Source organism: Lysobacter sp. TY2-98 (assembly GCF_003367355.1).
In the GTDB taxonomy this organism is placed as follows: Bacteria; Pseudomonadota; Gammaproteobacteria; order Xanthomonadales; family Xanthomonadaceae; genus Cognatilysobacter.
The window spans coordinates 1,595,990-1,619,170 of sequence record NZ_CP031413.1 but is presented as its reverse complement, the minus strand read 5'-3'; the positions used below and the strand labels follow the sequence as shown (position 1 = coordinate 1,619,170).

Here is a 23,181-nt window from a genome sequence, read left to right as displayed (position 1 = left end):
CGGGGTGTCGGTCGCATGTCGCGATCCGCGTCGTCGCCTACGTCGGTCGCGCCCGCGCCGCAAACCGGCGCCACGCGTACAGCGGCATGCCGGCGAGGATGAGCACTGCGCCCCAGGCCAGTGCCTCGCGGCCGGTGCCGACGAGCGCGTACAGCGCGTAGATCAGTGCGAGCGCTGCGAGCACGCGACCGGGTTGTCCGCGTTGTCGCAGCCACGCCGCGGTGCTGGCCACGTACGGCACGAGCGTCGCGGCTGTCGACAGAAGGATCGAGAACGTGAACAGCTGCACGAGCGAATGGCTGTAGTTCGACAGCACCAGCACGCTGGAGAGCAGCGTGCCGATCAGCACGCCGGCGACGGGCGTACCGCGTGCATCGCAACGCGCGAACGGCGAGGGAAACACGCCGTCGCGTGCGGCGGCCAGGGAGACCTGTCCGCACACCAGCACCCAGCCGTTGAGTGCGCCGAAGCACGAAACCGCCATCACCGCGGCCAGTGCGATTCCGGCGGTCGGCCCCCACAGCAGACGCGCCGCATCGGCCATCGGTGCCGATGAGCTGGCGAGTTGCGGTCCCGGCAGCAACGCCACGACGGTGCTGCACGCGAGCACCGTCGCGATTCCGGCGAGCAGCGTGCCCAGCAGCGTTGCGCGCGGCACCGTGCGCTCGGCATCGTGAACCGCGCCCGCCGGAACGGTCGCGGCTTCGAGGCCGAGCAACGCCCACAGAGTCAGCGCGACGGTCGACTGCGTGACCGAGGCGAACGAACCGCCGCTCGGATTGAACCTCAGCGACGACGGATCGATCGACCACACCGCGACGACGCCGAACAGCAGCAGCGGCACCAGCTTCAGCACGGTCGTGACCACCTGCATGCGTCCCGCTTCGCGCACGCCGGCAAGGTTGACCAGGGTGCAGATCCACAACGCCGCTAATGCACACGCGGCGCCACGCAGCGGCGTCGCCGTCGTGGCGGGCACCAGCGCGCCGAGGCTGCCGGCGAACGCCACCGCGATCGCAGCATTGGCGCACCAGACCGACACCCAGTAACTCCACGCGACGGTGAAACCGGCGAACTCACCGAACGCATTGCGCGCGTAGATGTAGGGCCCGCCGCTCTGCGGCCATAGCGCGGTGAGGCGCGCGAACGTGGCGGCCAGCAGCAATGCGCCGCACAACGTCACGGCCCAACCGGCGAGGCTCGCCAGCCCGAACGGCGCCAATGCCGACGGCAACAGGAAGGCGCCCGAACCGATCATGCTGCCGACCACCAGGGCGGTGGCCGACCACAGGCCGAGCGGCCGCGCGTTACTCACGCGGCGACCGGTACGCCCTGCGCAGCAGCTCGTGGAAGTGATGCACCGCGTTCTCGCGCAACGGATTCAGGCGGCCGGGCACGTACGAACCCGAAGCCAGCCCACGTTGCACGTCCTCGCAGATGGTCAGGTCTTCCAGCTGGACTTCGTCGCTGAAGACGAGGTCCGCCTCGCGTCGCGAGCGACCCTGTTCGCTGTCGTCCAGCGCGTAATAGAAGTCGAACTCCACCCGGCAGCGATCGACACCGCGCGGCACCACGCGATTGGTCTGCAGGCGCCCCGGCAGGATGTTGAGCATGGTGTTCGGCCACATCCAGTAGTACAGCGCGTCGCCGTCGCCATACAGCGCATCACCGCTTTCCAGCGGGCTCCACTGGTACGAATACCACTCGGCGGTTTCGGTGACGTAGCTGCGGTAGTCGAGCAACCGGTTGAGGCCGGGGTGGATGTGCGGGACGTGATAACCCTCGAGGTAGTTGTCGACGTAGACCTTCCAGTTGCAGGCGACGTCGTAGCTCACGCGCCGGTGGTGGCCATAGCGTTCGAGACCGCGCGTCGGTCCCAGGCGTTCGTCGATGCCGGCCGTGAATGCGTCGAAATCCGGCGCCTTCGTTTCGTCGACGGCGGCGAACACCATGCCGTGCCAGATGCGCACGGCGAGCTGCGGCAGGCGCACGTTGGCGACGTCGAAATCCTGCGCGCCGCCCATCTCCGGTGCCGAACGCAGCACGCCGTCCAGGCCGTACGTCCAGCCGTGATAGCGGCAGCGCAGCGACTTGGCCGCCAGTCCGTCGCAGGTGGCGATCGGGCCGGCACGATGCCTGCAGACGTTGTGGAACACGCGGATCTCGCCGTCCGCACCGCGCACGGCGATCACCGGCAGACCCGCGAAGTCACCGATGACGTGATCGCCTGCATCGCGCAGTTGGCAGACGTGCGCCAGCAACTGCCAGGTGCGATCGAACACCACGCTGCGATCCCAGGCCGGCATGTCGGCATCGACATAAAACCGCGCCGGAAGCGCGGTGGCGTGGCTCAACGGTTGCGGGTCCAGCAGGGCGAGCGTCGTCATGGCCCGAGTATGGCCCCGGGGCGTGGGATTGGCATGCGTCGGCGCAGCATCGGAGCATGCCTGCGCGAGGCCCGTGGCCCATGCATTTCGACGCACGGCCAGCATGTCCCATGGCCGCCGCATCGCAACGCATGAACAGATGCCGCGGCAAGCTGCGACACACCGGCCCCGGCCGCCCGCGGACCCACCATGGCCACGTCCCGCATGCCTGCCGCCTTCATCGGTCACGGAAGTCCGATGAACACGCTGGAGCGCAATCGCTATACCGACGCCTGGCGCGCATTCGGTGCTGCGGTGCCACGGCCGCGCGCGATCCTCATGGTGTCCGCGCACTGGTTCGTCAACGCCACGGCGGTGACCGCGATGCCGCGTCCGCGCACCATCCACGACTTCTACGGATTTCCGCAGGCGCTGTTCGATGTGCGCTATCCCGCGCCGGGGCTGCCCGAGCTGGCCGAGGAAGTCGCCGACGCCGTCCAGCCCGACTACGTCGGTGCCGACACCGAGAGCTGGGGGCTCGACCACGGCACCTGGTCCGTGCTGGTGCACGCGTTTCCCGACGCTGATATTCCGGTCGTGCAACTCTCGATCAACGCGGCCGAGCCCGCCGACTGGCACCTGGCGCTCGGCGCGAAACTGGCAGCGCTGCGCGAGCGCGGCGTGCTGGTGATGGGCAGCGGCAACGTCGTGCACAACCTGCGCGCGATGGATCGGCGTGCGATCGACACGGGCTTCGACTGGGCGCGGCGCTTCAACGAGAAGGCGATCGATCTCGCGACGTCGCGCCCCGGCGACGTCGCATCACTGACGACCGATGCGGCGTTCCTGCAGGTTGCGCCGACGCCCGAGCACTTCCTTCCGTTCGTGTACATCGCTGGCGTTTCCGCGCAGGCCGGTCGGCCGCTCGAGGTGCTGATCGACGGTTATGCCTACGGTTCCCTGTCCATGACCTGTTTCACCGTCGATGGGCCGCCGACCGCGGCTCTCGGCGATGAGGAAGGCGCGCCACCCGTGGGCAGCACCGCGCCGGGTGAAAGTACGAACATGTGAGTCGAACGGCTACGCAGCGTCGACGAGAGGCGAGGGCGGCATGGCGAAATACCTGATTTCATTTCCGAGCGCGGCGATGGTGGTGCCTGACGGCGAATGGGACACCGTTGTCCGCGAATCGCACGCGGTGATCGCACAGGCGAAAGCCGCTGGCGTCTACGTGTTCGCCGGCGGACTCGATGAAGCCGTGCCGGTGGTGCGCGTTGCCGCGGACGGCGGTATCACGTCGGGTGGCTACGCCGACGGATCGAATCTCAATGGTGGCTTCACTGTCCTCGAGCTGCCGTCGCGCGAAGCCGCGATCGACTGGGCTGCGCGCATCGCGAAGGCCTGCCGCTGCGAGCAGGAGCTTCGCGTATTCATGTTCGATCCGCAGTCGTGACGACAGCGCGGGAACCTTGCACGACTCGCATGGGAGCGCCGTCGCGAGACGCGACGCCGATCGCGCGGCATGGCGCAGCGAATAGCGAGAGCAGCGCTGATGGATGATGCGCGAGAGGCGGTCGCGCACGGCATCGATCGCCATGTGCTCCCGCGCCATCGTCGACTGGAGTCTTGCGACTGCTGCCGATGCGAAACGGCTGCGCGTGTCGGGCGTTTCCGTCGAGGTTCGCGCTACTGCTGGATCGTTCTCGCGCCGAGCGCCTGCACGGGGCGGTTGTTGTTCTGGCCCACCGCGTCGTGCACGAAAGCGACTTCCTTCGCGCTGGCGGCGACAGGCTGCTTGAGCACGAGCCAGCGCACCTGCTCGGAACACGGCGGCGTGGTCAGCGATCCGCTGTAGCGGTAGTAGTCGTGTCCAGAGGGCAGCAGAGCCGCCGCATTCACCGCGGTTGGGAGCTTGGCGTTCCCACCGGCCTTCGCCGGCACCTTCGGCCAGATGCTCTCCAGCCACGCGTTGTTCGCACCGTCCTTGAACAGCACGGCGACGACCGCGAGACGCCCCTGTGCGTCGGCGTGCACCAGGTGCGCTTCCATCGGGAATCGCTTGCCGTCGACCGTGTGCTCGCTCGGTACGTGGAAGTGGACCTGCTTGAGTTCGAAGTCGGTGTTGTCGATGCGGATGTGGCTGCCCGGTTTGAAGTCGACCTGGATCGCGTGGCCGTTGTTGACGACGCGGTAGCCGTCAGGCCGGTAGTCGAAGTCGATCGGTGGCAGCGCGGTGTCGACCGCATGCGCGAGGTTGATCGGCGACTGGCTGTGCCCCTTTCCGCAGGTCGCGAAGCCGGGCTCGAGCGACGCCCAGTGCGCCGGGCCTTCCCTGCCGGTATAGGCCCAGTGCCCGTGTTTCGCTTCACCCGCGTTGCCGGTCTGCGTGGCGAGCAAAAGCGCGACCAAAGCCCAGTGCGGTTTCACGTTCATGGCGCTGACTCCAGGTATCGCGGGGAAGAACCGAGAGCGTTGTCGCTGGGCGAATGAGCGCCCGCCGGCATTAATGCGGCGTCAACCGGAGCCGCCGTCATCCGGCGGCCTGCGTGCGTAGCTGAGCGTGCCTTCGTGGTAGATCTCGATCGCCCACACGTCGGTGGGATCGTGGATCCAGAGATCGCTGCTCCATCGCATCAAGCGTTCGGCGAGACGTTCGGCGTCTGCACGGGCCAGCGTGACGTCGGGCAGATGCGCGACGCCCCATTGCAGGCGCAACCGGCGATCGGCGGGGATGCCGAGAGCGTCCAGTGCGTCGGTGAACAGTTCGGCGAGCACTTCCTCCGTACCGCCGTAGCGCGTGTTCGCACCCGGAACGCGCGCCCAGTCGATGCCGGAGAACGCCCACGGATACGCCGGGAATCGCACGCCGTCCGGCTCCCATGGCCAATGCAACGCGTGCGAGACGTTCGCGAGGTCCGCCGCATGCCAGCGCAGGAATTCCGCGACCGTGCCTGCACGTTCGCGTGCTTCATCGCGCGCCTTCTGTTCGGCATACAGCGCATCGCGACGCGCGATCAGGTCGCTGCGGCGGGCATCGTGGTCGGAAGGGTCGGTCATCGCATCAGCGCTGCGGTGGGCTGCGGGTCTGCCGTCGATTCTCCGGTCTCCGCGCCCGCTTGTGGAGATATCGGTGACGCACCTCGGGGCGGCCGTTGCTGCCTCGAAGGGCAATATCGCCGGCCGTTGCCCCGTCGCTAGGCTGGCGCTGCTCCGTACCCGGCAGCGCGTCGATGCGAACGCAGCGAGAGCTATCGCGCCGGCACGTACACGGCCGAGTAGAAGACCGTATCGCCCAGCGTCGCGCTGTCGAGGTCGACGATCATCGCGCCGCCCGCGATCAACGGATCCATCTTCTTGTGGAACTCGTCGAGCGTGAGGCCGATCACCGACCGACGGCCGGCCTGGTCGTCGAACAGGCCCGCATAGCCGATCGTGCCGGTCTTAGTGATGTAGGCGGAGATGCTCAGCGGCGATTCGTTGCCGAGATCGCGCGCGATGCTGTTCGCGTTGAACTGGATCGAGCCGTCGGCGGTGAGCGACGAGATCTCCGCATTTGCACGCGGCACGAATGAAGGCAGATAGCGCAGCTGGTCACCGTCCTGGTAGACGTCCCAGCGTGCGAGGTCGTTGTTACTCGCACGCGCCTGACGGCGCATATCGGCCGCCTGCGGCTGCGTGAGGAAAACGCCCACCGTCGCGATCGTTGGCTCACCCGGCGGACTGAACGACGCGGCGAACACCGTCTGCCCGTTCGATTCGTAGGCGTCGATGACGTCGAGTTGCGAACCCTGCGGGCCGACGCGCGCTCCAGTGGCCGTGAGTTGATCGCGTGTCTGGTGCAGGAACAGCAGATCCTGCAGCTGCGTGGCGCGCTCGGGGCCGGTCGGGCCGCCGTCCATGCGCTGGAACACGCCGCCGATGACCGGCGCGCCTTTCACTTCGGCGACGGTGATGTCGATGAGCCGGTAGCCCGCGGCGAAGAGGTCCGCGCTCGCCTTGCGGAACGCGATCTCGTCGAGACCGTAGCGCGCCTCGATGTCGCGACCGGCAGCCTGCGCCCCGGACGCGGTCGTCCACAACGCGAGAGCGAAGAACAACGAACGCATCGTCATGGTCGGGATCCCCGGCGGCGTCGATCGTCACGGCGGACCGCCCCTTCGGGCCGCTTGGTCGCATTGTGCAAAAAAGCGTGGGGCTGACCAGCAGGTCGGGAGTCCGCCGATCGGCGCAGCAGGCGGGGCGGTCGGCGTCACCAAGTCGGCCGTCCACTGTCGCGTGTGAAATCGCGCCGCAAGCAGCTGCCATTCGTCGTCATTGCCGGGCGCGTGCCGACGGGAGGTCGCGTGCCGCACACGGTCGAGGCGCGGCCGGCGGATAGTGACGCGACGGCGCGTGCGGGGCGCGGCCGCTTGCAGCCAACCTCCGAGGAGACACGTCATGAACCGACTGCAGCGTCTTTGCGTTCTTGCCATCACCACTGCCATGGCCGCGAGTCCGGGCGCGCTGGCATCGCCGCCCGCCAAGGCGAAAGCGAAACCCGACGACGCCGCGATGATCCGCAGCGCAATGACCGCCGCGCCGAAGAAAGTGGGCGAGGCGGCGACGATCGTCGTTGCGGAAGAGGACGGCTCGATGCGCACGTTGCGCAAGGGCACGGGCGGCTTCACCTGCATGCCCGACAACCCGACGACGCCCGGTCCGGATCCGATGTGCATGGACGCGTCGGCAATGGGATGGGCGCATGCGTGGATGACGCATACCGCGCCGCCCGCCGGCCGCGTCGGCTTCATGTACATGCTCGAAGGCGGCACCGACGCGAGCAACACCGATCCCTATGCGAAGGCACCGACGTCGGCCAACCACTGGGTCAAGACGGGCCCGCACGTCATGGTCGTCGGCGCGGACCCGGAGTTCTACGCGGCGTATCCGAAGGACGCGCAACCCGATACGTCGATGCCGTACGTGATGTGGCCCGGCACGCCCTACCAGCACCTGATGATTCCGGTGAAGTGAGCGAGCGCGCCGCGCGAGACTAGAACTTCTCGCCCACCGGCAGGTAGCGCCATGCGCCCGGTGGCATCGCGCCGTCGGGCCCTTTGCCGAGCCCGATGCGACCGATGCGCAGGCGGCGGATCGACAGCACACGCAGGCCCACCTGCGCGCACATGTGCCGCAGCTGGCCGTCGCGCGCGCCCTTGATCGCGAAACGCAGGCGGTTCTCGTTCTGCCAGCTGACCTTGCATGGCGGCAGCACGCGGCCCCGGTAGTCCATGCCATGCGCGAGGCGCGCCATGCCGTATGGCGCGAGATCACCGTCGATCTCGACGAGGTACTCGTGCTCGATGTCGTCGCCGTCTTCGGTAAGTCGACGCCAGACGCGACCGTCCTGCGTCAGCACCATCAGCCCACTGGCATCGCGATCCAGCGGTAGCAGCGGCGTGAGTCGATGGAAGTGACGCTGCAGCAGGCGCACGCCGGACGGATCGTCGACCCATCGGGTCTCGGGCGTGACGAGTGCCGTCGCCGGATGCGGCCCATCGATCGCGTCGACGCCGGCCGGTTTGTGCAGCAGCAGCGTCGCCGGTTCCACCGCCTCGAATTGCGCGTTCGGGTCGATCGTCACCCGCTCCGTGGTGACGCGATGCTGCGGCGATTCGACGACCTGCCCGTCGACCGATACCCAGCCGTTGCGGATGAACTGCTCGGCGTCGGCGCGCGAACAGCCCATCAGTTCGGTGACGCGTCGCGAGAGGCGAACGGGTTCGGTCATCGGAAGGGACGGGCAAGGGGGCGCGCAGTGTAGCGGGGTACGCGTGGCCGGGCGGTCCGCTTACGGCTGCTGGCGGGGGCGATGCCGCCCGCCGCCGTCGCATAATCGGCGAAGGCCGTTCCGGCCTTTGAATCCTCGGAGTCCGCGATGACGTTCGACGATTTCGGTCCGTTGCTGAGGCGTGCGCATGGGCATGCGACGGCGTTCCTCGACGCGCTGCCCGAACGCTTCGTCGGCGCACGTGCGGGGCGCGACGAGATGATCGCGGCGTTCGACGGTCCTCTGCCGGTGCAGGGCGAACACGCCGACGCGGTGCTGGATCGTCTCGCCATGCATGCGCCGCGGGGCACTCAGGCCTGCGCCGCGCCGCGCTACTTCGGTTTCGTCATCGGTGGCACGGTGCCGGTCGCACTCGCCACCGACTGGCTGGTGTCGACGTGGGACCAGAACGCCGGCATCCACGTCATCTCGCCACTGACCGCCGCGGTCGAGGAGATCGCCGCACGCTGGCTGCTCGAGCTGTTCGACCTGCCGCGCGACAGCGGCGCCGGCTTCGTCACCGGCTGCCAGATGGCGCATTTCACCTGCCTGGCTGCCGCGCGGCATGGCGTGTTGCGCCGCGTCGGCTGGGACGTCGAAGCGGATGGCTTGATGGGTGCGCCGCGCATCCATGTCGTTGCGTCGGCCGAAGCACATGTCACCGTCGACGTCGCGCTGCGTTATCTCGGGCTCGGCACGCGGTCGCTGGTGCGCGTGGACTCGGACGAGCAGGGCCGCATGCGGCTTGATCGCCTGCGCGAGGTGATGGATGCGCTCGATGGTCCGGTGATCGTCTGCGCGCAGGCTGGCAACGTGAACACCGGCGCGTTCGATCCGCTGCGCGGCATCGCGGAGATCGCTCACGCTCGCGGCGCGTGGCTGCACGTCGACGGCGCATTCGGCCTGTGGGCGCGCGCGGCGGATGGCTTGCGCGAGGTGGCCGACGGCATCGAGCTCGCGGATTCCTGGGCGACCGACGCACACAAGTGGCTCAACGTGCCGTACGACAGCGGCGTCGCCATCGTTCGCCATGCCGAAGACCACCGCGCGGCGATGACGGTGGCCGCCGCGTACCTGGTGCAGACGCGCGGCGCCGAGCGCGATGCGGTCGATTGGGTGCCGGAATTCTCGCGGCGCGCGCGCGGCATTCCCGTGTATGCGGCGCTGCGCACGCTAGGTCGCGCTGGCGTCGGCGACCTGGTCGAACGCTGCTGCGCCCATGCGCGACGCTTCGCCAAGCAGCTCGGCGACGCGCCAGGCGTGCGCGTCCTCAATGACGTCGTCCTCAACCAGGTGCTCGTGCGGTTTGGCGACGACGACGCCACCACGCGCGCGGTCATTGCCGGTGTGCAGGACGACGGCACCTGCTGGGCGAGTGGCACCACCTGGCATGGGCTCGCCGCCCTGCGCATTTCGGTATCGAACTGGGCGACGACGGCCGAGGACGTCGATCGCAGCGTCGACGCGATGCTGCGTGTGCATCGCGAGGTCGCCGGTCGCGTCGTGGTGCCGACGTCATGAGCACGCGTGCATCGGGCGACCGCGCTGCTTCGAAAGTGCAGTCGACCTCCCGGCGCAAGCGTCGCGCGTTCGATACGCAGGCCGTGCGCGACATTGCACTTGCGCTTCCCGAGGTCGTCGAAATGCCACATTTCGACTTCGGGTCGTTCCGCGTCAACGGCAAGCTCTTCATCACGCTGCCGCCCGGTGGAACGCACATCCATGCATTCGTCGACGAGCAGGAGCGTCTCACGGCGCTGACGATGTATCCCGACGGCCTCGAACCCTTGGCGTGGGGAAGGCGGGTCGTGGGCCTGCGTGTCGCGTTGGAGGAAGCGCGTCCCGAGGCGGTCGAACACCTGATCCGCGCGGCGTGGCGCAACAAGGCGCCCAAGCGGCTTCTGGACCGGGTCGCGCCTTCGCACACGAAGCACTGAGCGGCGCGCGTCGCAACCAAAAAAACGCACCCGGCCGACTGCAGTTCGGCCGGGTGTCGCCCACGACGCGGTCTACTTCAATTCGCTGATCCGCTCCTCGAGCTTCACCTTCCACTCTGCATCGGTCTCCTTCGCGGCCAGCGTCTTCAGCGCGGCCATCTGCGCCACGTCGAGCGCGGAATCCGCCGACACCGCGACGTCCGGCGCGACACCGACACCTTCCCAGTCGCCGTGCGTCACCGGATTGATGGGGCGGCCGGTCGGCACGAACATCATGAAGTGGTCCGCCAGCGGTTGCGGCCCGCCCGCGTGCGCGCCACCGCCGGTCGTTTCTCCGACGACGACCGCGCGCCGGTTGTTCTTCATCGCGTAGGCGAGATCCTCGCAGCCCGAGAACGTATCGCGGCTGGTCAGCAGGAACACGGGTCGCGACGCGCCGTAGCGCTTGCCGGGGACGGTCGCCTGCGTCCAGCGTGTTTCCAATCGGTTCTCGTCGCGCCAGTAGACGTCGTTGAGGTGCGTCGGACGGTCGTAGAGATAGCTGGCGAACGCCATCACCGTCTCCGGGTCGCCGCCGCCGCATTTGCGTAGGTCGATGATGAGTGCGTCGGTGTCGGCGAGAAATCCCATCGCGGCGCTGATACGCGGTGCCGCACCGTTCGGGCGACCGAACTGATGCACATCGATGTAGCCGAGGTTGCCTTTGAGGCGCTCGACATGTGCCATGCCGAAATTGAGGCGGCGCTGCTGCACGAGCTCGCCGTCACCCGCCTTCGATGCGGGGTTCGGTGCGGCGCCGGGCGACGGCGCGTCGACGATGTAGCGGACTTCCAGATGTCCGTCATGGCTGACGGACCGCAACGCCTTCGTCATCGCTTCGGCGAGCCCATCGCCGTCGAGACCCTCGAACTCCTTGCGTTGCAGGCGTGCGCGCAGATCGGCGCCCATCGTCTTCGCGGTCTCGGGGAAAACGTACGCGCGGTCGAGCTGGGCGATCGCGCTCGCGATCACCGCTTGTTGCGTGCGTGCGTCCATCGCTGGCCCCGACGAAGCCGCGCAGGCCACGCTGGACAGGGTGAGGCCGAGGGCGCAGAGCCGGGCGATCGCGGCGGTGCGGCGCTTCATCGTGGTCATGTGGAGTCTCCGTTCGTCGTGATTCGACGTACGCAGGCTCGGCCACGATTGTGGAGGAACGATGGAGCGTCAGAACTCGACGCGGTAGCCCGCGCCGTAGACCGACTGGATCACATCATCGCCGGCCGACAGCGCAGCAAGCTTGCGACGCAGGTTCTTGATGTGGCTGTCGACCGCGCGCTCGGTCACGTCGAGGTTGTCGCGACCGACCGCGTCGAGCAGTTGCGCGCGACTGAAGATGACGCCGGGACGACGCGTCATCGCGGCGAAGAGGGCGAACTCGGTGGGCGTCAGGTCGAGTGGCGTTCCGTGCACGCGAACCGTCCGCGTCGACGCGTCGACGACGATCGCATTGGATGTCCCGGCCGCGCCGCGATACCGGCGCAATTGCGCGCCGACGCGAGCCATCAGCTCGCGAGGACTGTAGGGCTTGCACACGTAATCATCGGCGCCGGATTCGAGGCCGATGACGCGGTCGACTTCCTCTACCTTCGCGGTCGTCATGATGATCGGCACGTCCGAAGCCGCACGGATCTCGCGACACAGCTGCAGCCCGTCGGCACCCGGCAGCATCAGGTCGAGGACGATGACGTCGGGCCGCAACGTCGGCAGCCGATCGCGTGCCTCGCGGCCGTCGTGGACAGCGATAGCCTGGTGTCCCGCCGCGCGTGCGTAGTCGGCCACGATGCGGGCGAGTTCGATCTCGTCCTCGATGATCAGCACGGTCGCGCTCATGTCGGTACCAGCGGCAGGGACAGGGTTGCGCGCAGTCCGCCCAGCGGCGAGGCGGAAAATTCGAGGCGGCCGCCGTGGGCTTCGACGATCTGCCGTGCGAGCGCGAGACCCAGCCCACTGCCGCCATGTTCGCGGCTGCGTGATGCGTCGACGCGGAAGAAGCGCTCGCCGAGGCGCGGCAGATCGGTCGCGGGCACGCCGGGCGCGCTGTCGTCTATGTGCAAGCGAAAGTGGCTCGCCTCGACATCGCCGGTCATGGTGACGCTGCCACCTGTCGCGGTGTAGCGCGCGCTGTTCTCGACAAGATTGCGTATCACCTGACGGAGGCGCGCGGGGTCGGCGACGGCGACTGCAGGCGAGGTCGGAGGCACGATCCGCGCATCCAGGCCACGCTCGCGCATGCGTTCCGCGAAATCGTCCCAGGTGGTTTTCGCGATCGTCCACGGATCGAGCGGCTCGCGTTCCAGATGCAACGCGCCGGTGTCGCCGCGCGAGAGTTGATCGAGGTCACCCACCAGCGACTGCAGCGAGGCGATCTGCGCCTCCATCGATGCCAGGCTCGCCTGCGACAAGGGGCGGATGCCGTCCTGCATCGCCTCGAGCTGCGCCTTCAGCACGGCCAAAGGTGTTCGCAGTTCATGCGAGGTATCCGCAATCCATTGCCGGCGGGATCCCGCATTCGCCTTGAGCCGCGCGCCAAGTTCGTTGAACGAACGCGCAAGTTGGCCGAATTCATCGCGACGCCGTGCGTCGATCTGGGTGTCGAACTCACTCCGTCCCAGCCGACGCGCACCTTCGAGCAGCGCATGGATCGGACGGCGTAGGCTCGTCGCGACCATGCCTGCCGCCAGCGCGGACAACGCGATTCCGATCAGCGCCAGCACGGTGAGATGACGCTGCTTCTGCATGAGCACGGCGATGGTCAATGCATCGTCGGGGTTCCGCGGCAGGGCGACCGTGAGATGGCCCGCGATGCCGTGGCGCGAGGGAATCGTCCACGTGCGACGGTCGATCGATGCGAGCATCACCAGCGGTGCCCCGGGCTGCGTACCGGCCAGCAGCCGGCCGGACGCATCGGTCAGCGCGGCGCGATCGGCGAGCGTCGAGGTCGCACGTCCGGGCGGCGTGGGGGACGTTTCAACGGCACGCGCGATGGTCGCCCGCCACCAGGCGTCGCGCGCTGCCGACGTCGCGGGAAGCGCTTTCCATCCGCCGGCCGCATCGAAAGTGGCCGACAGCACCGCGACGATCGCGTTGACCTCGTCCGTCTCGTAGTCGAGCGGCTGCCTCGCACCGCCCGCGAAGCTCCAGCGGATCAGCGCAAGGCCAATGATGCCGACGAGCAGCATCGAGGCCACGCCGATGACGAACAGCCGGACACGAAGGGGGACGACCAAGGCGAGCCTCGGGACAGGGCAGGGGGGACGCAGGCGGCGTCGGCGATAGCGTACTCAAGGTCACCGCGCGCAAGGCTGCCGCAGGACGGCTTCCACGCGGCGCCCAAGCGCGCGACGTATTCGGATCGCACGTGGACCGCTCGTCAGAAGGTCACGCGCGCCGCCGTGTTCGGGACCTCCGGCATAGGCAGCAGGCTTGCGCGGCGGCCATGCTCGGCGCACTCGCCCGAACGGACATCGCGCCCATGCAACGCTCCCGCCTGACGCTCGCCCTGCTTCTCGCCGCCGGCATCGCTTCCGCGGGGCCGCTGCACGGCATCCTGCCGCAGGACGTGAATCGCAGCGCCGACGCCTGCACCGACTTCTTCGAGTACGCCAACGGCACCTGGCGCAAGGAGAATCCGATCCCCGACTACATGGACCGCTGGAGCCGCCGCTGGCAGTCGGGCGAGGTCAACAAGGAACACGTGCGCGACATCCTCACCGAGGTGTCGGCGAAGACCGACTGGCCGCAGGGCAGTGCGCAACAGTTGTCGGGCGACTACTACGCCGCCTGCATGGACGAGAGCCGCATCGACCAGCGCGGCCTCGCGCCGGCGAAGGCGTTGCTCGACGAAGTCGCATCGATCAAGACGACCGCCGACCTGCAGCGCACGATCGGCCATCTCAACGACCTCGGCATCCCCGCACCCTTCGCGCTCAATTCCGGTCAGGACCTGCACAACCCGACGCAAGTCGTCGCGCAGATCGGCGCTGCCGGCATCGGCCTGCCGGATCGCGACTACTACCTCAAGCCCGACGCGCGTTTCGTCGAAGCGCGCGCGAAATATCTCGAGCACGTCGCCAACATGTTCGTGCTGGCGGGCGAAACACCCGCCGCCGCCAAGGCCGATGCGGCCACGGTGTTCGCGTTCGAAAAGCGCCTCGCCGAGGCGTCCCTGGACAACGTCGCCCTGCGCGATCCGAAGCAGCAGGACCACACGATGACGTTCGCCCAGCTGCAGAAGCTGGCGCCGGCGTTCAACTGGGCCGCGTATTTCGACGCCGCGCATATGCCGCGCGCCGACCTCAACGTCACCCAGCCCAAGTTCGTGCAGCAGTTCAACCACGAGCTTGCGACGACGCCGATCGCGCAGTGGCGGACGTATCTGCGCTGGCAGGCGCTGGCCGGCGTATCGGACACGCTGCCCAAGCCCTTCGTGGCCGAGCAGTTCGCGTTCTACGGCAAGTACCTGAGCGGCGCGACCGAGATGAAGCCGCGCTGGAAACGCTGCGCGGAAGACACCGACGCCGTGCTCGGTGATGCGCTCGGCCATGCTTACGTCGAGAAGTACTTCCCGCCGGAAGCCAAGGCGCGCATGCAGGACATGGTCAAGAACATCCTGCTCGCCATGCACGACACCATCGGCGGCCTCGAATGGATGAGCCCGGAAACCAAGGCGAAGGCGCTGGAGAAGCTGTCGACCTTCAATCCCAAGATCGGCTATCCGGACAAGTGGAAGACCTACGACGGCGTGCGCGTGTCGCGCGACTCGTACTGGAGCGCGCGCGAAGCCGCGATGCGCTGGAACGTCAACGACGATCGCGCCCAGATCGGCAAGCCGGTCGACCGCGCACGCTGGGGCATGACGCCGCCGACGTCGAACGCCTACTACAACCCGTTGCTCAACGAGATCGTGTTCCCAGCCGGCATCCTGCAGCCGCCGGCCTTCGACGTGACCGCCACCGATGCGGTGAACTACGGTGCCATCGGCGTCGTCATCGGCCACGAGATCAGCCACGGCTTCGACGACCAGGGCGCGCAGTTCGACGCGCAGGGCCGCCTGCAGAACTGGTGGACGGCGAAGGACAACACGCAATTCGCCGAGAAGGGCCAGTGCGTGGTCAAGCAGTTCGACAACACCTTCATCGCGCCCGGGCTGCACCACAACGGCAAGCTGGTGCTGGGCGAGTCGATCGGCGATCTCGCGGGCGCCAAGATCGCGTATCGCGCGTACTTGAAGTCGCGCGAGGGCAAGGGCCCGGAGCCGACCATCGACGGCTACACGCCCGAGCAGCAGTTCTTCATCGCGTGGGGCCAGTGGCGCGGGGATGAAACGCGTCCGGAAACGCAGCGCACGATGATCCAGGGCGACCCCCATCCGGTCGCGAAGTACCGCGTGAACGGCCCGCTGTCGAACCTGCCGGAGTTCCGCCAGGCGTTCCAGTGCAAGGAAGGCGACGCGATGGTGCGTCCGCAGGCGGATCGCTGCGAGGTGTGGTGATCTGAGCCGGCTTGGGAGCCGTCGAGTGAGCTCGACGGCTTCGGAGTGCAGTCGCTGGCGGATTCCTGGTTGAGACGACCGGGGCCGCTACTCGGGGGCGCTGTCCGTATCGTCACGCTGGAGCGGGAGCAGGTGCCGCAGCCATGCGGGCATCTCGGGTGAATCCGGCGAGTTGCCGATTTCCGCTGCGACGCGGAAGCAGTAGAGCTTGGCCAGGTGCGCTTGATCCATCGCACGCAGGCGCTCGGTGTCCGGCTGGTCGGTCATCAGCGCGAGCAGCTTGTCCTTAGGCGCGCTGCGATAGATCGCGTACAGGAATTCATAGAGATCGAGCGGCTTTCGCGCGCGCCGATCCGGCCGATGCAGGATTCCGAAGAAGGATTCGGGCTGGCGGCGCCATGCCCACATTTCCTGATCGCTGAGCGCGACCCGCAACGCGCGCAGGTTGCCGGCTTCGGTCCGCACGAAGCCGATGGCGTGGCACTCGCCGTCGTCAACAATGGCTTCCTCGAGCACGCCGCTGGCCTCGTGGAGCTCGTAGAACTCACCGAACAGCAGACGTCTTGATTCGTCGAGTCCCGCGACCGAACCGTCGAAGGTGACGGGCACGAATCCGTATTCGCCAAGGGATTGCAGCAGGCGCTCCATTTCGATCGCGCGGTCGTCCTCGCGCGCAAGCGCGACGCGATCGCCAACCCTGAACCGGTCCATCCTGAAACCCTCGACCACCATGCCCGGGTCCGGGATCAACTCGTCGAGCGCGTGGCGATCGGGCGCATTGAGCAGGACGACCAGTGCCGCGGGGAGATCGGCGTACGACCTGTCCTGTTCGAGCGCGTGCAACTGCTCGACGGCGCGAGACTGCCAGTCCTCCTTGCGCACGCCCGGCGCATCCGCATGATTCAGATCGAGGACGACAACGCGTTCAAGCGGGACGGGTTGCTGCAGTGACGCGGCGAGAACATCGCCGAGCGCCAGCGCATCGCCACCGTGCTTGTGCTCGCCGACCGCCCAGTCGATGCGGAACGGACGGCCCGTTGTGGGATAGGTCGCCGTGAATCCGCCGCGATGACTGGCTCGGTCCGGCGCGGCATCGTCTTCCCACAGCACGCTGAACCCGGCGCGCAGCAGCATGGCGGCGACGCGTGCTTCGTGACGGGCCGCGTCGAACCGGTCGGGATCGCGGAGGCGATCGAGCAGATCGTCGAAAGCGCGCTGCCCCTGATCGGGCCGGATGCGGTGTTCGATCAGGAAGAGGTCATACGCGAGGTTGCGGATCGCGCGCAGGCAGCCGACATCGGGCACGGAGAACACGTGTCGGTCATTGCTGCCGCGATGCTTGGCGACCTGTTCGTGCAGCGCGTCCATCCACTGCAGCACCGGATGGCGCGCATGCACCGGCAGCGTGAGCTGGCGATTGCCCCAGTCGATGCCGAACGTGTCCTTGAAGTAATCGATGAGGAATGTGGTGAATGTGGTCCACGGGCCGCGGAAGACGCGGTTGCCGACGAACACGTGACGCGATCCGTCGACGACGGTCGAAATGATCGGACGCGTGCGGCCCTGCTGGCGCTGCAGCTCGAAGGATTCGAGCGCGTGTTCGCGGATGCGGTTCTCGAGTTGCGCCGGCGGGATCTCGACGGTCTCGACGTCGGTCGCCCCGAGCGCGCCATGGCAGTGCTTGAAGCGTCGACCGCTTCCGCAGGGGCAGGGCTCCAGCCGTCCGACGTTGTTCATTGCGACCCCGCGACGAGTGTGCGCTCCGGGAGCGGGCAGGCCATCCATTGCGGGCGCCGGCGATTGGGAACCGGATGGCCGCAGGTTCCCGAGCCATGCGCCATCGCGCGGGCTCGATCGTACCCAAGTCGCCGGTCGGGTGGCGTCGCCGTCGGCGCGCCACCCTCGGGCCGACGTCAGCCCGGAATAAAGCGCAAGCCGACGCGCGGCTCGGTCGCGATCCAGCGCGGCGCCATCGCGTCGTCGCCCAGCTTGTTCCGCAGGCGGCCGGCCAGGATGCGCAGGTAGTGGGTGTCGTTCTCGTAGCTCGGCCCCCAGAGCTCCTTGAGAAGCTGCTTCTGGGTGACGACGCGCCCGGCGTGCTGGATCAGCATCGACAGCAACGCATATTCCTTGCGCGTGAGCTGGACGGGCACGCCGCCCACGGTGACGAGCCGGCGCGCGAGATCGACGTGCAGCAGGCCGTCGTCGAACACCGGTGCACGCGTGGTCGAGGGCTGCGGCAGCCGCAGGAGTGCGCGGATACGGGCCAGCAGCTCCTGCACGCCGAAAGGCTTGGTCACGTAGTCGTTCGCGCCGGCATCGAGCGCTTCGACCTTCGTGGCTTCGTCATCGGTCACGCTCAGCACGATCACGGGCACGTCCGACCATTGCCGGATCTCGCCGATCAGGTGGCGACCGTCCCCGTCCGGCAGGTGCATGTCGAGCACGACGATATCGGCGCCGTGCAGCGCGAGGCTTTCGACGCCCTCGCGGCCGAGGCCGGCCAGCACGACGTCGTAGCCCTGCGCGCGCAGGCTGATGTCGAGGAACTTCCGCATCTGCGGCTCGTCTTCGACGACGAGGATGCGGGCAGGCGTCGTCGGCGCCAGCGCCTCGGACTTCAGTGGCACGGCTCGCATCCCACCGGCACCAGCGGCAGCACGAGGCGCATGCGCGTGCCGACGCCGTCGCCGCCCGCGTGCGCGCTCACTTCACCGCCATGCGCACGCACGATGCTCTGGCTGATCGCGAGGCCGAGTCCGGTGCCGGCGCGTGCGGGGTCGCCACGGTCCGCCGAGTAGAACATGTCGAATACGCGTTCGCGCTCCGCATGCGGAATGCCGGGGCCTGCATCGACGACTTCGATCACCACCGCGACGTGGTCGTCCAATCCCGCGTGCACGACGATCGGATGCCCCGGCGGCGAGAACTTCGATGCGTTGTGGAGCACGTTGAAGATCGCCTGTTCGACCAGCGCCGCATGCACGCGCACCTGCGGCACGTCCGAATCGATGTGCACGTCGAGCCGCACCTCCGGGTCGTAGCGACGCAGGCGCGCGACCGCGGACGCGATCATCTCGTCGACCGTCGATGTCGCAACGTCCATCGCCAGGTTTCCGTCGCCGATGCGCGTGACATCGACGAGATTCTGGATGTAGCGGTCGAGCCGGCGACCCTCCGCCTCGATGGTCGACAGGAGGTCGCCACGGTCCTGCGTCGGCAGCGTCTCGCCGAAGGTACGCAGGCTTTCCGCGGCGCCCATGATGGTGGTGAGCGGTGTGCGCAGGTCGTGCGAGACCGAGGCCAGCAGCGCGGTGCACAGGCGTTCGGATTCGTTGGCCACGCGCTCCTGGTGCAACTCACCGGTCAGCCGCGCACGCACGACCGAATGCGCGATGTCGGCACTCAGCGAATGCACGAGCTCGTCGTCGAAGGAGGAATGATCCGGACCGCGCTGGAGCGCGACCGCACCGAGCTGGCCGTCGACGCCATTGAGCGGAATCCACAGCCACTTGCCGTCGAAAGCCGGCGTGCCGAGATAGGACGGCGGATGGGGTACGCGCGTGCCGGCACCGGAATGGAAGGCGCGCTCCCCGAGCCACATGACGATCTCGCTCTCGAATGTCCGCTCGAGAAACGCGAGCGCCGAACGCGCGACCGAGCCCTCGTCGTGGTGTTCGGCCAGGCGCTCGGACAGCTCGTGGCGGAGCGTCCCGTGGGCCTGCCGTGCGGTGAGGGACGCAACCTGGCGCGTGCGCCCGGCCGCCACCCACGCCACGATCGCGGCGGACGCCACGAACGCGGCGAGCACCACGAAGTCGCCGGACGAGAGCGCTATCGCTGTAGACGTGGCTTCGGCGGCGCCGAACTCGTACAGCACGAAGCTCAGCAGTGCCGCGGCCAGTGCATGCAGGCTCGATCCGGATGTTCCGATCGATGCGATGCCGAGCAGATACAACGCGGCCACCGCGTCCGGTCGAAGCACGCTGGCGGGCTCCAGCCTGTCGAAGAAGAACACGGCGAACGGGGCGGCCAGCGTGGCGATCACCAGGACGGGCTGGGACGCGCGTGCGAGCCCGCCCGACACCGCACGCGAACGCTGCATGCGCATAGACGTCGGGCCTGCGAAACGAAGGAATGACGAATTCTTCATCGCGCCCTCCATGCTCGCAATACGTCAAGGAAATGTTACGGAGAATTTATGGAAGCCACGCTTCCGACGCTTTCTCCGTTACGGAGGCGGCGCGGATACTGAGCCGCCCTGTTACGACCCGACCGCTTCTGCGGGGTCTGCGGTCGCTTCGCAGGGGATTCTTCGCAAGCGGTCGTGCATGCGGGGTCACGGTCGCTGGCTCGCCCGTCTCGCTGGTGAAACCGTTCATGAATCGTTCTTCTGTCGTCCCACGCGCGATCGGCTCGGGCGTGCCCGGCCTCGATGCCGTCCTGTCCGGCGGCTTCACGCCCAACCGTCTCTATCTGGTCGAAGGCGCGCCCGGTGCGGGCAAGACCACCTTGGCCATCCAGTTCCTGCTCGAAGGCCTGCGCCAGGGCGAGCGCGTGCTCTACGTCACGCTCTCCGAAACCGTGGACGAGCTGCACGAAATGGCGGCGTCGCACGGGTGGTCGCTGGATGGCATCGACATTTTCGAGATGCTCGAAGGGAACGAACATCTGGACGGCGATGCGCCGTACACGATGTTCCATCCGTCCGAGATCGAGCTGGCCGAAACCACGCAGCGCATCCTCAAGCGCGTCGCCGAGACGCGCCCGCAACGCCTGGTGTTCGACTCGCTGGCCGAATTGCGCCTGCTGTCGGGCTCCGCGCTTCGCTACCGGCGTCACGTGCTGTCGCTCAAGCAGGCGCTGGCGGGAAGCCAGTGCACGACGTTGCTGCTCGACCACAGCGGCACCGCCGATCACGGCCTGCAGGTCCATACCATCGTGCACGGCGTCGTGAACCTGTCGGCGGCTGCGGCCGAGTTCGGTGGCGACCGGCATCGCGTGCGCGTCAGCAAGTACCGCGGACGGCGCGCCGTCGGCGGCTATCACGACTACCGCATCGAAACGGGCGGCCTGCGTGTGTTCCCGCGTCTGGTGGCCGCGCACTTCCGGCGCCTCGGCAAGAAGGAATCCGTCGGGACCGGCTCCGCTCAATTCGATCTGCTGCTCGGTGGCGGGATCGATCGCGGCACCAGCACGCTGCTGGTGGGCGCGGCGGGAACGGGCAAGTCGTCGCTGTCCACGCTGGTGGCGATCACGGCGGCGCAGCGCGGCGAACACGCCGCGATCTTCGCGTTCGACGAAAGCGAGCAGTCGCTGCTCACGCGTGCAGCCGGCATGGGCATGGCGCTGGAGTCCTACATCGAAAGCGGCCTTGTCCAACTCCGGGCGGTCGATCCGGCCGAACTCACGCCGGGCGAATTCACGCAGCTGATCCGTCGCGCGGTGGAGGAGCAGGGCGCGCGCGTCATCGTGTTCGACAGCCTCAATGGCTACTTCAACGCGATGCCCGACGAGCAGCACATGATGCTGCAGATGCACGAGTTGCTCGCCTACCTCGGCGCGAAGGACGTGATCACGCTGATGGTGAGCGCCCAGCTCGGGTTGATCGGCTCGATGACGAGTACGGTCGATGTCAGCTACCTCGCCGATTCGGTCGTGCTGCTGCGCTACTTCGAGGCCATCGGCGAGGTGCGGCAGGCGATCTCGGTGTTGAAGAAGCGGACGGGCAGCCACGAACGCACGATCCGGCCGATGAAGATCACGGCGTCCGGCTTCACCATCGGCGAACCGCTGAGCGAATTCCGCGGCGTCCTCACGGGCGTTCCGCAGGAGCGCGCGCCCGCGGGCGGGCCTGCCCCATGAACGCCGGTTCGGCCGCCGTCGGAGGCATGCACCTCAGTTTGCTGCTGCCGACGCCGCGCGACACGGAGCTGACCGCGCGCATCCTCAATCGCGCCGGCGTTGTCACCCGCCGGTGCTCGAGCCTGGCCGACCTCGACCCGTCCGCACTGTTGCGCTCGGGTGCGGTGATGGTCGGCGAGGAGTGGCTGTCGCTCGGCGCGCTCGGCGCGTTGAGGACGGCCCTGGAGCAACAGCCCGCGTGGTCGGATCTGCCGATCCTGATCGTCGCTCGCGCGGGCGTGGAGTCGGGCGAGATCGGTGCAGTGCTCGAGAGCCTCGGCAACGCAACGCTGATCGATCGTCCGATGCGCATCGCCACGCTCACCAGCGCAGCGCGCGCCGCGTTGCGAGCGCGCGAACGCCAGTATCAGATCTGTTCGCAATTGAGTGCACTCGAACGCGCCGGTCACGAGCAGGCCATGGCGGCGGAACGCAAGGACGAATTCCTCGCCATGCTCGGACACGAGCTGCGCAACCCGCTCGCGCCCATCCGCAACGCCCTACACATGCTTCGGCAGCTCGGGCTCGGCGGCCCGACGGAGCAGCAACTGCTCGACATCATGCAGCGACAGACCGACCACATGGTCCGGCTGGTCGAAGATCTCGTCGATGTCGCGCGCCTGACCCGCGGCACCATGGAAATGCGCCGCGCCCCGGTGATGCTGGACGCGCTGATCGAATCGGCGCTGGAACTGAGCCGGCCGCTGATGGTGCAGGCGGGCCACGAGGTCAGCGTCACGATCGAGCCGCGCGGAATGATCGTCGATGCCGACCGCGTTCGGATGACGCAGGTCTTCAGCAACCTGCTGAACAATGCGGCGAAATATTCGGGACCGCATGCGCGCATCGTAGTACGCGTGCATCGCGATGGCGCTGATGCGGTGGTGGAGGTGAAGGACACGGGGCTGGGTATCGAGGCGGACGTGCTGCCGCGTGTGTTCGACCTGTTCGTGCAGGGACCACGCGAACCCGGCCAGGTCAATGACGGGCTCGGCATCGGCCTCGCGCTCGTGAAGCGGCTCGTGCAACTGCACGACGGCTCGGTGACCGCGCGCAGCGAAGGTGAGGGGGCCGGCTCGACGTTCGAGGTGCGGCTGCCCGTCGCGCAGGTCGGCGCGTGGACTGAAGGCGGACCGGAGCCGGCGCGCGCGGTCGGCGCCTATTCGCGATCGTTGCGCATCCTCGTCGTCGACGACAACCGTGATTCGGCGGAGACACTCGGGCTGCTGCTGGAGACGCTGGAGATCGACAATCGCGTCGTGTTTGACGGACGCAGCGCGCTGCGCGCGGTCGAGAGCTACCGCCCGACCGCGGTGTTCCTCGACATCGGCATGCCCGGCATGGACGGCTACGAAGTAGCGCGCCGCATCCGTGAACTCGCCGTCGACGCGCGACCCCGCCTGATCGCACTCACCGGATGGAGCCAGCTGTCGGACCAGGCGCGTACGCGCGAGGCGGGATTCGACTTCCACATGAGCAAGCCTGCTGATTTCGCGGAGCTGCAGCGCATTCTCGAGCTGCTTTCGCACCCATCACGTGCCGAGGTCGCAGTTCCGTGATGCATGAACAGTTCCCTACCGCGCCCTCACGATCGAGCGACACTCGAGTGGGTATAAATGCCGCGTCCTTGGCCGG

Annotated in this window: 20 protein-coding genes; 8 read left to right on the top strand and 12 right to left on the bottom strand. The window is 67.8% G+C overall.

Annotated elements, in window-relative coordinates; all coding sequences use genetic code 11:
- Positions 1-37: 37 nt before the first annotated feature.
- Together DWG18_RS07675 and DWG18_RS07670 are read right to left on the bottom strand one after the other, a co-directional pair.
- The gene (locus DWG18_RS07675; RefSeq protein ID WP_240318484.1) at positions 38-1,315 is read right to left on the bottom strand and encodes an amino acid permease; all 1,278 of its coding nucleotides are present in this window, start codon (positions 1,313-1,315) and stop codon (positions 38-40) included.
- Positions 1,308-2,387, bottom strand: a complete 1,080-nt coding sequence (locus DWG18_RS07670; RefSeq protein WP_115646659.1) for an aromatic ring-hydroxylating dioxygenase subunit alpha — start codon at positions 2,385-2,387, stop codon at positions 1,308-1,310. The genes DWG18_RS07675 and DWG18_RS07670 overlap by 8 nt, the downstream gene beginning before the upstream one ends.
- A 189-nt stretch (positions 2,388-2,576) precedes the next feature.
- Here DWG18_RS07670 and ygiD point away from each other — a divergent pair, with 189 nt between their 5' ends.
- Both ygiD and DWG18_RS07660 read left to right on the top strand, forming a co-directional pair.
- Positions 2,577-3,437 carry a 4,5-DOPA dioxygenase extradiol gene (gene ygiD / locus DWG18_RS07665; RefSeq protein WP_240318483.1) on the top strand — a complete coding sequence of 287 codons (861 nt, stop codon included), beginning with the start codon at positions 2,577-2,579 and terminating at the stop codon, positions 3,435-3,437.
- Between the two features lie 40 nt (positions 3,438-3,477).
- A complete protein-coding gene (locus DWG18_RS07660) occupies positions 3,478-3,819 on the top strand; it encodes a transcription initiation protein (protein WP_115646657.1) in 342 nt (113 codons plus the stop codon).
- Between the two features lie 233 nt (positions 3,820-4,052).
- Here DWG18_RS07660 and DWG18_RS07655 read toward each other — a convergent pair whose 3' ends face one another.
- From DWG18_RS07655 to DWG18_RS07645, 3 genes are all read right to left on the bottom strand, one after another.
- Complete coding sequence (locus tag DWG18_RS07655; RefSeq protein ID WP_115646656.1) at positions 4,053-4,799, bottom strand: carbonic anhydrase family protein; 747 nt, start codon at positions 4,797-4,799, stop codon at positions 4,053-4,055.
- A gap of 81 nt (positions 4,800-4,880) precedes the next feature.
- A complete protein-coding gene (locus DWG18_RS07650; protein WP_115646655.1) occupies positions 4,881-5,423 on the bottom strand; it encodes a hypothetical protein in 543 nt (180 codons plus the stop codon).
- A 191-nt stretch (positions 5,424-5,614) separates the two neighbouring features.
- A complete protein-coding gene (locus DWG18_RS07645) occupies positions 5,615-6,478 on the bottom strand; it encodes a hypothetical protein (protein ID WP_115646654.1) in 864 nt (287 codons plus the stop codon).
- A gap of 325 nt (positions 6,479-6,803) precedes the next feature.
- On the opposite strand from DWG18_RS07645, the gene DWG18_RS07640 reads away from it, so the two are divergent.
- Complete coding sequence (locus DWG18_RS07640) at positions 6,804-7,379, top strand: hypothetical protein (protein WP_115646653.1); 576 nt, start codon at positions 6,804-6,806, stop codon at positions 7,377-7,379.
- 19 nt (positions 7,380-7,398) lie between these two features.
- Here the strand turns inward: DWG18_RS07640 and DWG18_RS07635 are convergent, their stop codons facing one another.
- Positions 7,399-8,136, bottom strand: a complete 738-nt coding sequence (locus DWG18_RS07635) for an rRNA pseudouridine synthase (protein ID WP_115646652.1) — start codon at positions 8,134-8,136, stop codon at positions 7,399-7,401.
- Between the two features lie 147 nt (positions 8,137-8,283).
- On the opposite strand from DWG18_RS07635, the gene DWG18_RS07630 reads away from it, so the two are divergent.
- Together DWG18_RS07630 and DWG18_RS07625 are read left to right on the top strand one after the other, a co-directional pair.
- Entirely contained in the window at positions 8,284-9,696 is a 1,413-nt protein-coding gene (locus DWG18_RS07630; protein ID WP_115646651.1) for an aminotransferase class V-fold PLP-dependent enzyme, read from the top strand.
- Positions 9,693-10,112 (top strand): MmcQ/YjbR family DNA-binding protein, encoded by a 420-nt coding sequence (locus tag DWG18_RS07625; protein WP_115646650.1) that lies wholly within the window; start codon positions 9,693-9,695, stop codon positions 10,110-10,112. Before DWG18_RS07630 ends, DWG18_RS07625 begins: the two co-directional genes overlap by 4 nt.
- 72 nt (positions 10,113-10,184) lie before the next feature.
- Here the strand turns inward: DWG18_RS07625 and DWG18_RS07620 are convergent, their stop codons facing one another.
- The 3 genes from DWG18_RS07620 to DWG18_RS07610 all read right to left on the bottom strand — a co-directional run bounded on the left by DWG18_RS07620 (position 10,185) and on the right by DWG18_RS07610 (position 13,378).
- Complete coding sequence (locus DWG18_RS07620) at positions 10,185-11,246, bottom strand: S41 family peptidase (RefSeq protein WP_115646649.1); 1,062 nt, start codon at positions 11,244-11,246, stop codon at positions 10,185-10,187.
- 69 nt (positions 11,247-11,315) lie between these two features.
- On the bottom strand, positions 11,316-11,981 hold the full coding sequence (locus DWG18_RS07615; RefSeq protein ID WP_115646648.1) for a response regulator: 666 nt from the start codon (positions 11,979-11,981) through the stop codon (positions 11,316-11,318).
- A complete protein-coding gene (locus DWG18_RS07610; protein ID WP_115646647.1) occupies positions 11,978-13,378 on the bottom strand; it encodes an ATP-binding protein in 1,401 nt (466 codons plus the stop codon). The genes DWG18_RS07615 and DWG18_RS07610 overlap by 4 nt, the downstream gene beginning before the upstream one ends.
- A 245-nt stretch (positions 13,379-13,623) precedes the next feature.
- On the opposite strand from DWG18_RS07610, the gene DWG18_RS07605 reads away from it, so the two are divergent.
- A complete protein-coding gene (locus DWG18_RS07605) occupies positions 13,624-15,642 on the top strand; it encodes a M13 family metallopeptidase (protein WP_162823756.1) in 2,019 nt (672 codons plus the stop codon).
- An 87-nt stretch (positions 15,643-15,729) separates the two neighbouring features.
- Here the strand turns inward: DWG18_RS07605 and DWG18_RS07600 are convergent, their stop codons facing one another.
- From DWG18_RS07600 to DWG18_RS07590, 3 genes are all read right to left on the bottom strand, one after another.
- On the bottom strand, positions 15,730-17,379 hold the full coding sequence (locus DWG18_RS07600) for an SEC-C domain-containing protein (protein WP_162823755.1): 1,650 nt from the start codon (positions 17,377-17,379) through the stop codon (positions 15,730-15,732).
- A gap of 176 nt (positions 17,380-17,555) precedes the next feature.
- A complete protein-coding gene (locus DWG18_RS07595; RefSeq protein WP_115646644.1) occupies positions 17,556-18,281 on the bottom strand; it encodes a response regulator transcription factor in 726 nt (241 codons plus the stop codon).
- Positions 18,263-19,747, bottom strand: coding sequence for an ATP-binding protein (locus DWG18_RS07590; protein ID WP_162823754.1), 1,485 nt, complete (start codon positions 19,745-19,747; stop codon positions 18,263-18,265). Before DWG18_RS07590 ends, DWG18_RS07595 begins: the two co-directional genes overlap by 19 nt.
- Positions 19,748-20,022: 275 nt before the next feature.
- Between DWG18_RS07590 and DWG18_RS07585 the strand changes: the two genes are divergently transcribed.
- On the top strand, positions 20,023-21,507 hold the full coding sequence (locus DWG18_RS07585; RefSeq protein ID WP_115646642.1) for an ATPase domain-containing protein: 1,485 nt from the start codon (positions 20,023-20,025) through the stop codon (positions 21,505-21,507).
- A 26-nt stretch (positions 21,508-21,533) separates the two neighbouring features.
- Entirely contained in the window at positions 21,534-23,105 is a 1,572-nt protein-coding gene (locus DWG18_RS07580) for a hybrid sensor histidine kinase/response regulator (protein ID WP_205289321.1), read from the top strand.
- Positions 23,106-23,181 lie beyond the last annotated feature (76 nt).

Coding starts and splice junctions, on each gene's coding strand:
- DWG18_RS07670 (WP_115646659.1), bottom strand. CDS start 2,387: ATGACGACGCTCGCCCTGCTGGACCCGCAACCGTTGAGCCACGCCACC.
- ygiD (WP_240318483.1), top strand. CDS start 2,577: ATGGCCACGTCCCGCATGCCTGCCGCCTTCATCGGTCACGGAAGTCCG.
- DWG18_RS07660 (WP_115646657.1), top strand. CDS start 3,478: ATGGCGAAATACCTGATTTCATTTCCGAGCGCGGCGATGGTGGTGCCT.
- DWG18_RS07655 (WP_115646656.1), bottom strand. CDS start 4,799: ATGAACGTGAAACCGCACTGGGCTTTGGTCGCGCTTTTGCTCGCCACG.
- DWG18_RS07650 (WP_115646655.1), bottom strand. CDS start 5,423: ATGACCGACCCTTCCGACCACGATGCCCGCCGCAGCGACCTGATCGCG.
- DWG18_RS07645 (WP_115646654.1), bottom strand. CDS start 6,478: ATGACGATGCGTTCGTTGTTCTTCGCTCTCGCGTTGTGGACGACCGCG.
- DWG18_RS07640 (WP_115646653.1), top strand. CDS start 6,804: ATGAACCGACTGCAGCGTCTTTGCGTTCTTGCCATCACCACTGCCATG.
- DWG18_RS07635 (WP_115646652.1), bottom strand. CDS start 8,136: ATGACCGAACCCGTTCGCCTCTCGCGACGCGTCACCGAACTGATGGGC.
- DWG18_RS07630 (WP_115646651.1), top strand. CDS start 8,284: ATGACGTTCGACGATTTCGGTCCGTTGCTGAGGCGTGCGCATGGGCAT.
- DWG18_RS07625 (WP_115646650.1), top strand. CDS start 9,693: ATGAGCACGCGTGCATCGGGCGACCGCGCTGCTTCGAAAGTGCAGTCG.
- DWG18_RS07620 (WP_115646649.1), bottom strand. CDS start 11,246: ATGACCACGATGAAGCGCCGCACCGCCGCGATCGCCCGGCTCTGCGCC.
- DWG18_RS07615 (WP_115646648.1), bottom strand. CDS start 11,981: ATGAGCGCGACCGTGCTGATCATCGAGGACGAGATCGAACTCGCCCGC.
- DWG18_RS07605 (WP_162823756.1), top strand. CDS start 13,624: ATGCAACGCTCCCGCCTGACGCTCGCCCTGCTTCTCGCCGCCGGCATC.
- DWG18_RS07600 (WP_162823755.1), bottom strand. CDS start 17,379: ATGAACAACGTCGGACGGCTGGAGCCCTGCCCCTGCGGAAGCGGTCGA.
- DWG18_RS07595 (WP_115646644.1), bottom strand. CDS start 18,281: ATGCGAGCCGTGCCACTGAAGTCCGAGGCGCTGGCGCCGACGACGCCT.
- DWG18_RS07590 (WP_162823754.1), bottom strand. CDS start 19,747: ATGCAGCGTTCGCGTGCGGTGTCGGGCGGGCTCGCACGCGCGTCCCAG.
- DWG18_RS07585 (WP_115646642.1), top strand. CDS start 20,023: ATGAATCGTTCTTCTGTCGTCCCACGCGCGATCGGCTCGGGCGTGCCC.
- DWG18_RS07580 (WP_205289321.1), top strand. CDS start 21,534: ATGCACCTCAGTTTGCTGCTGCCGACGCCGCGCGACACGGAGCTGACC.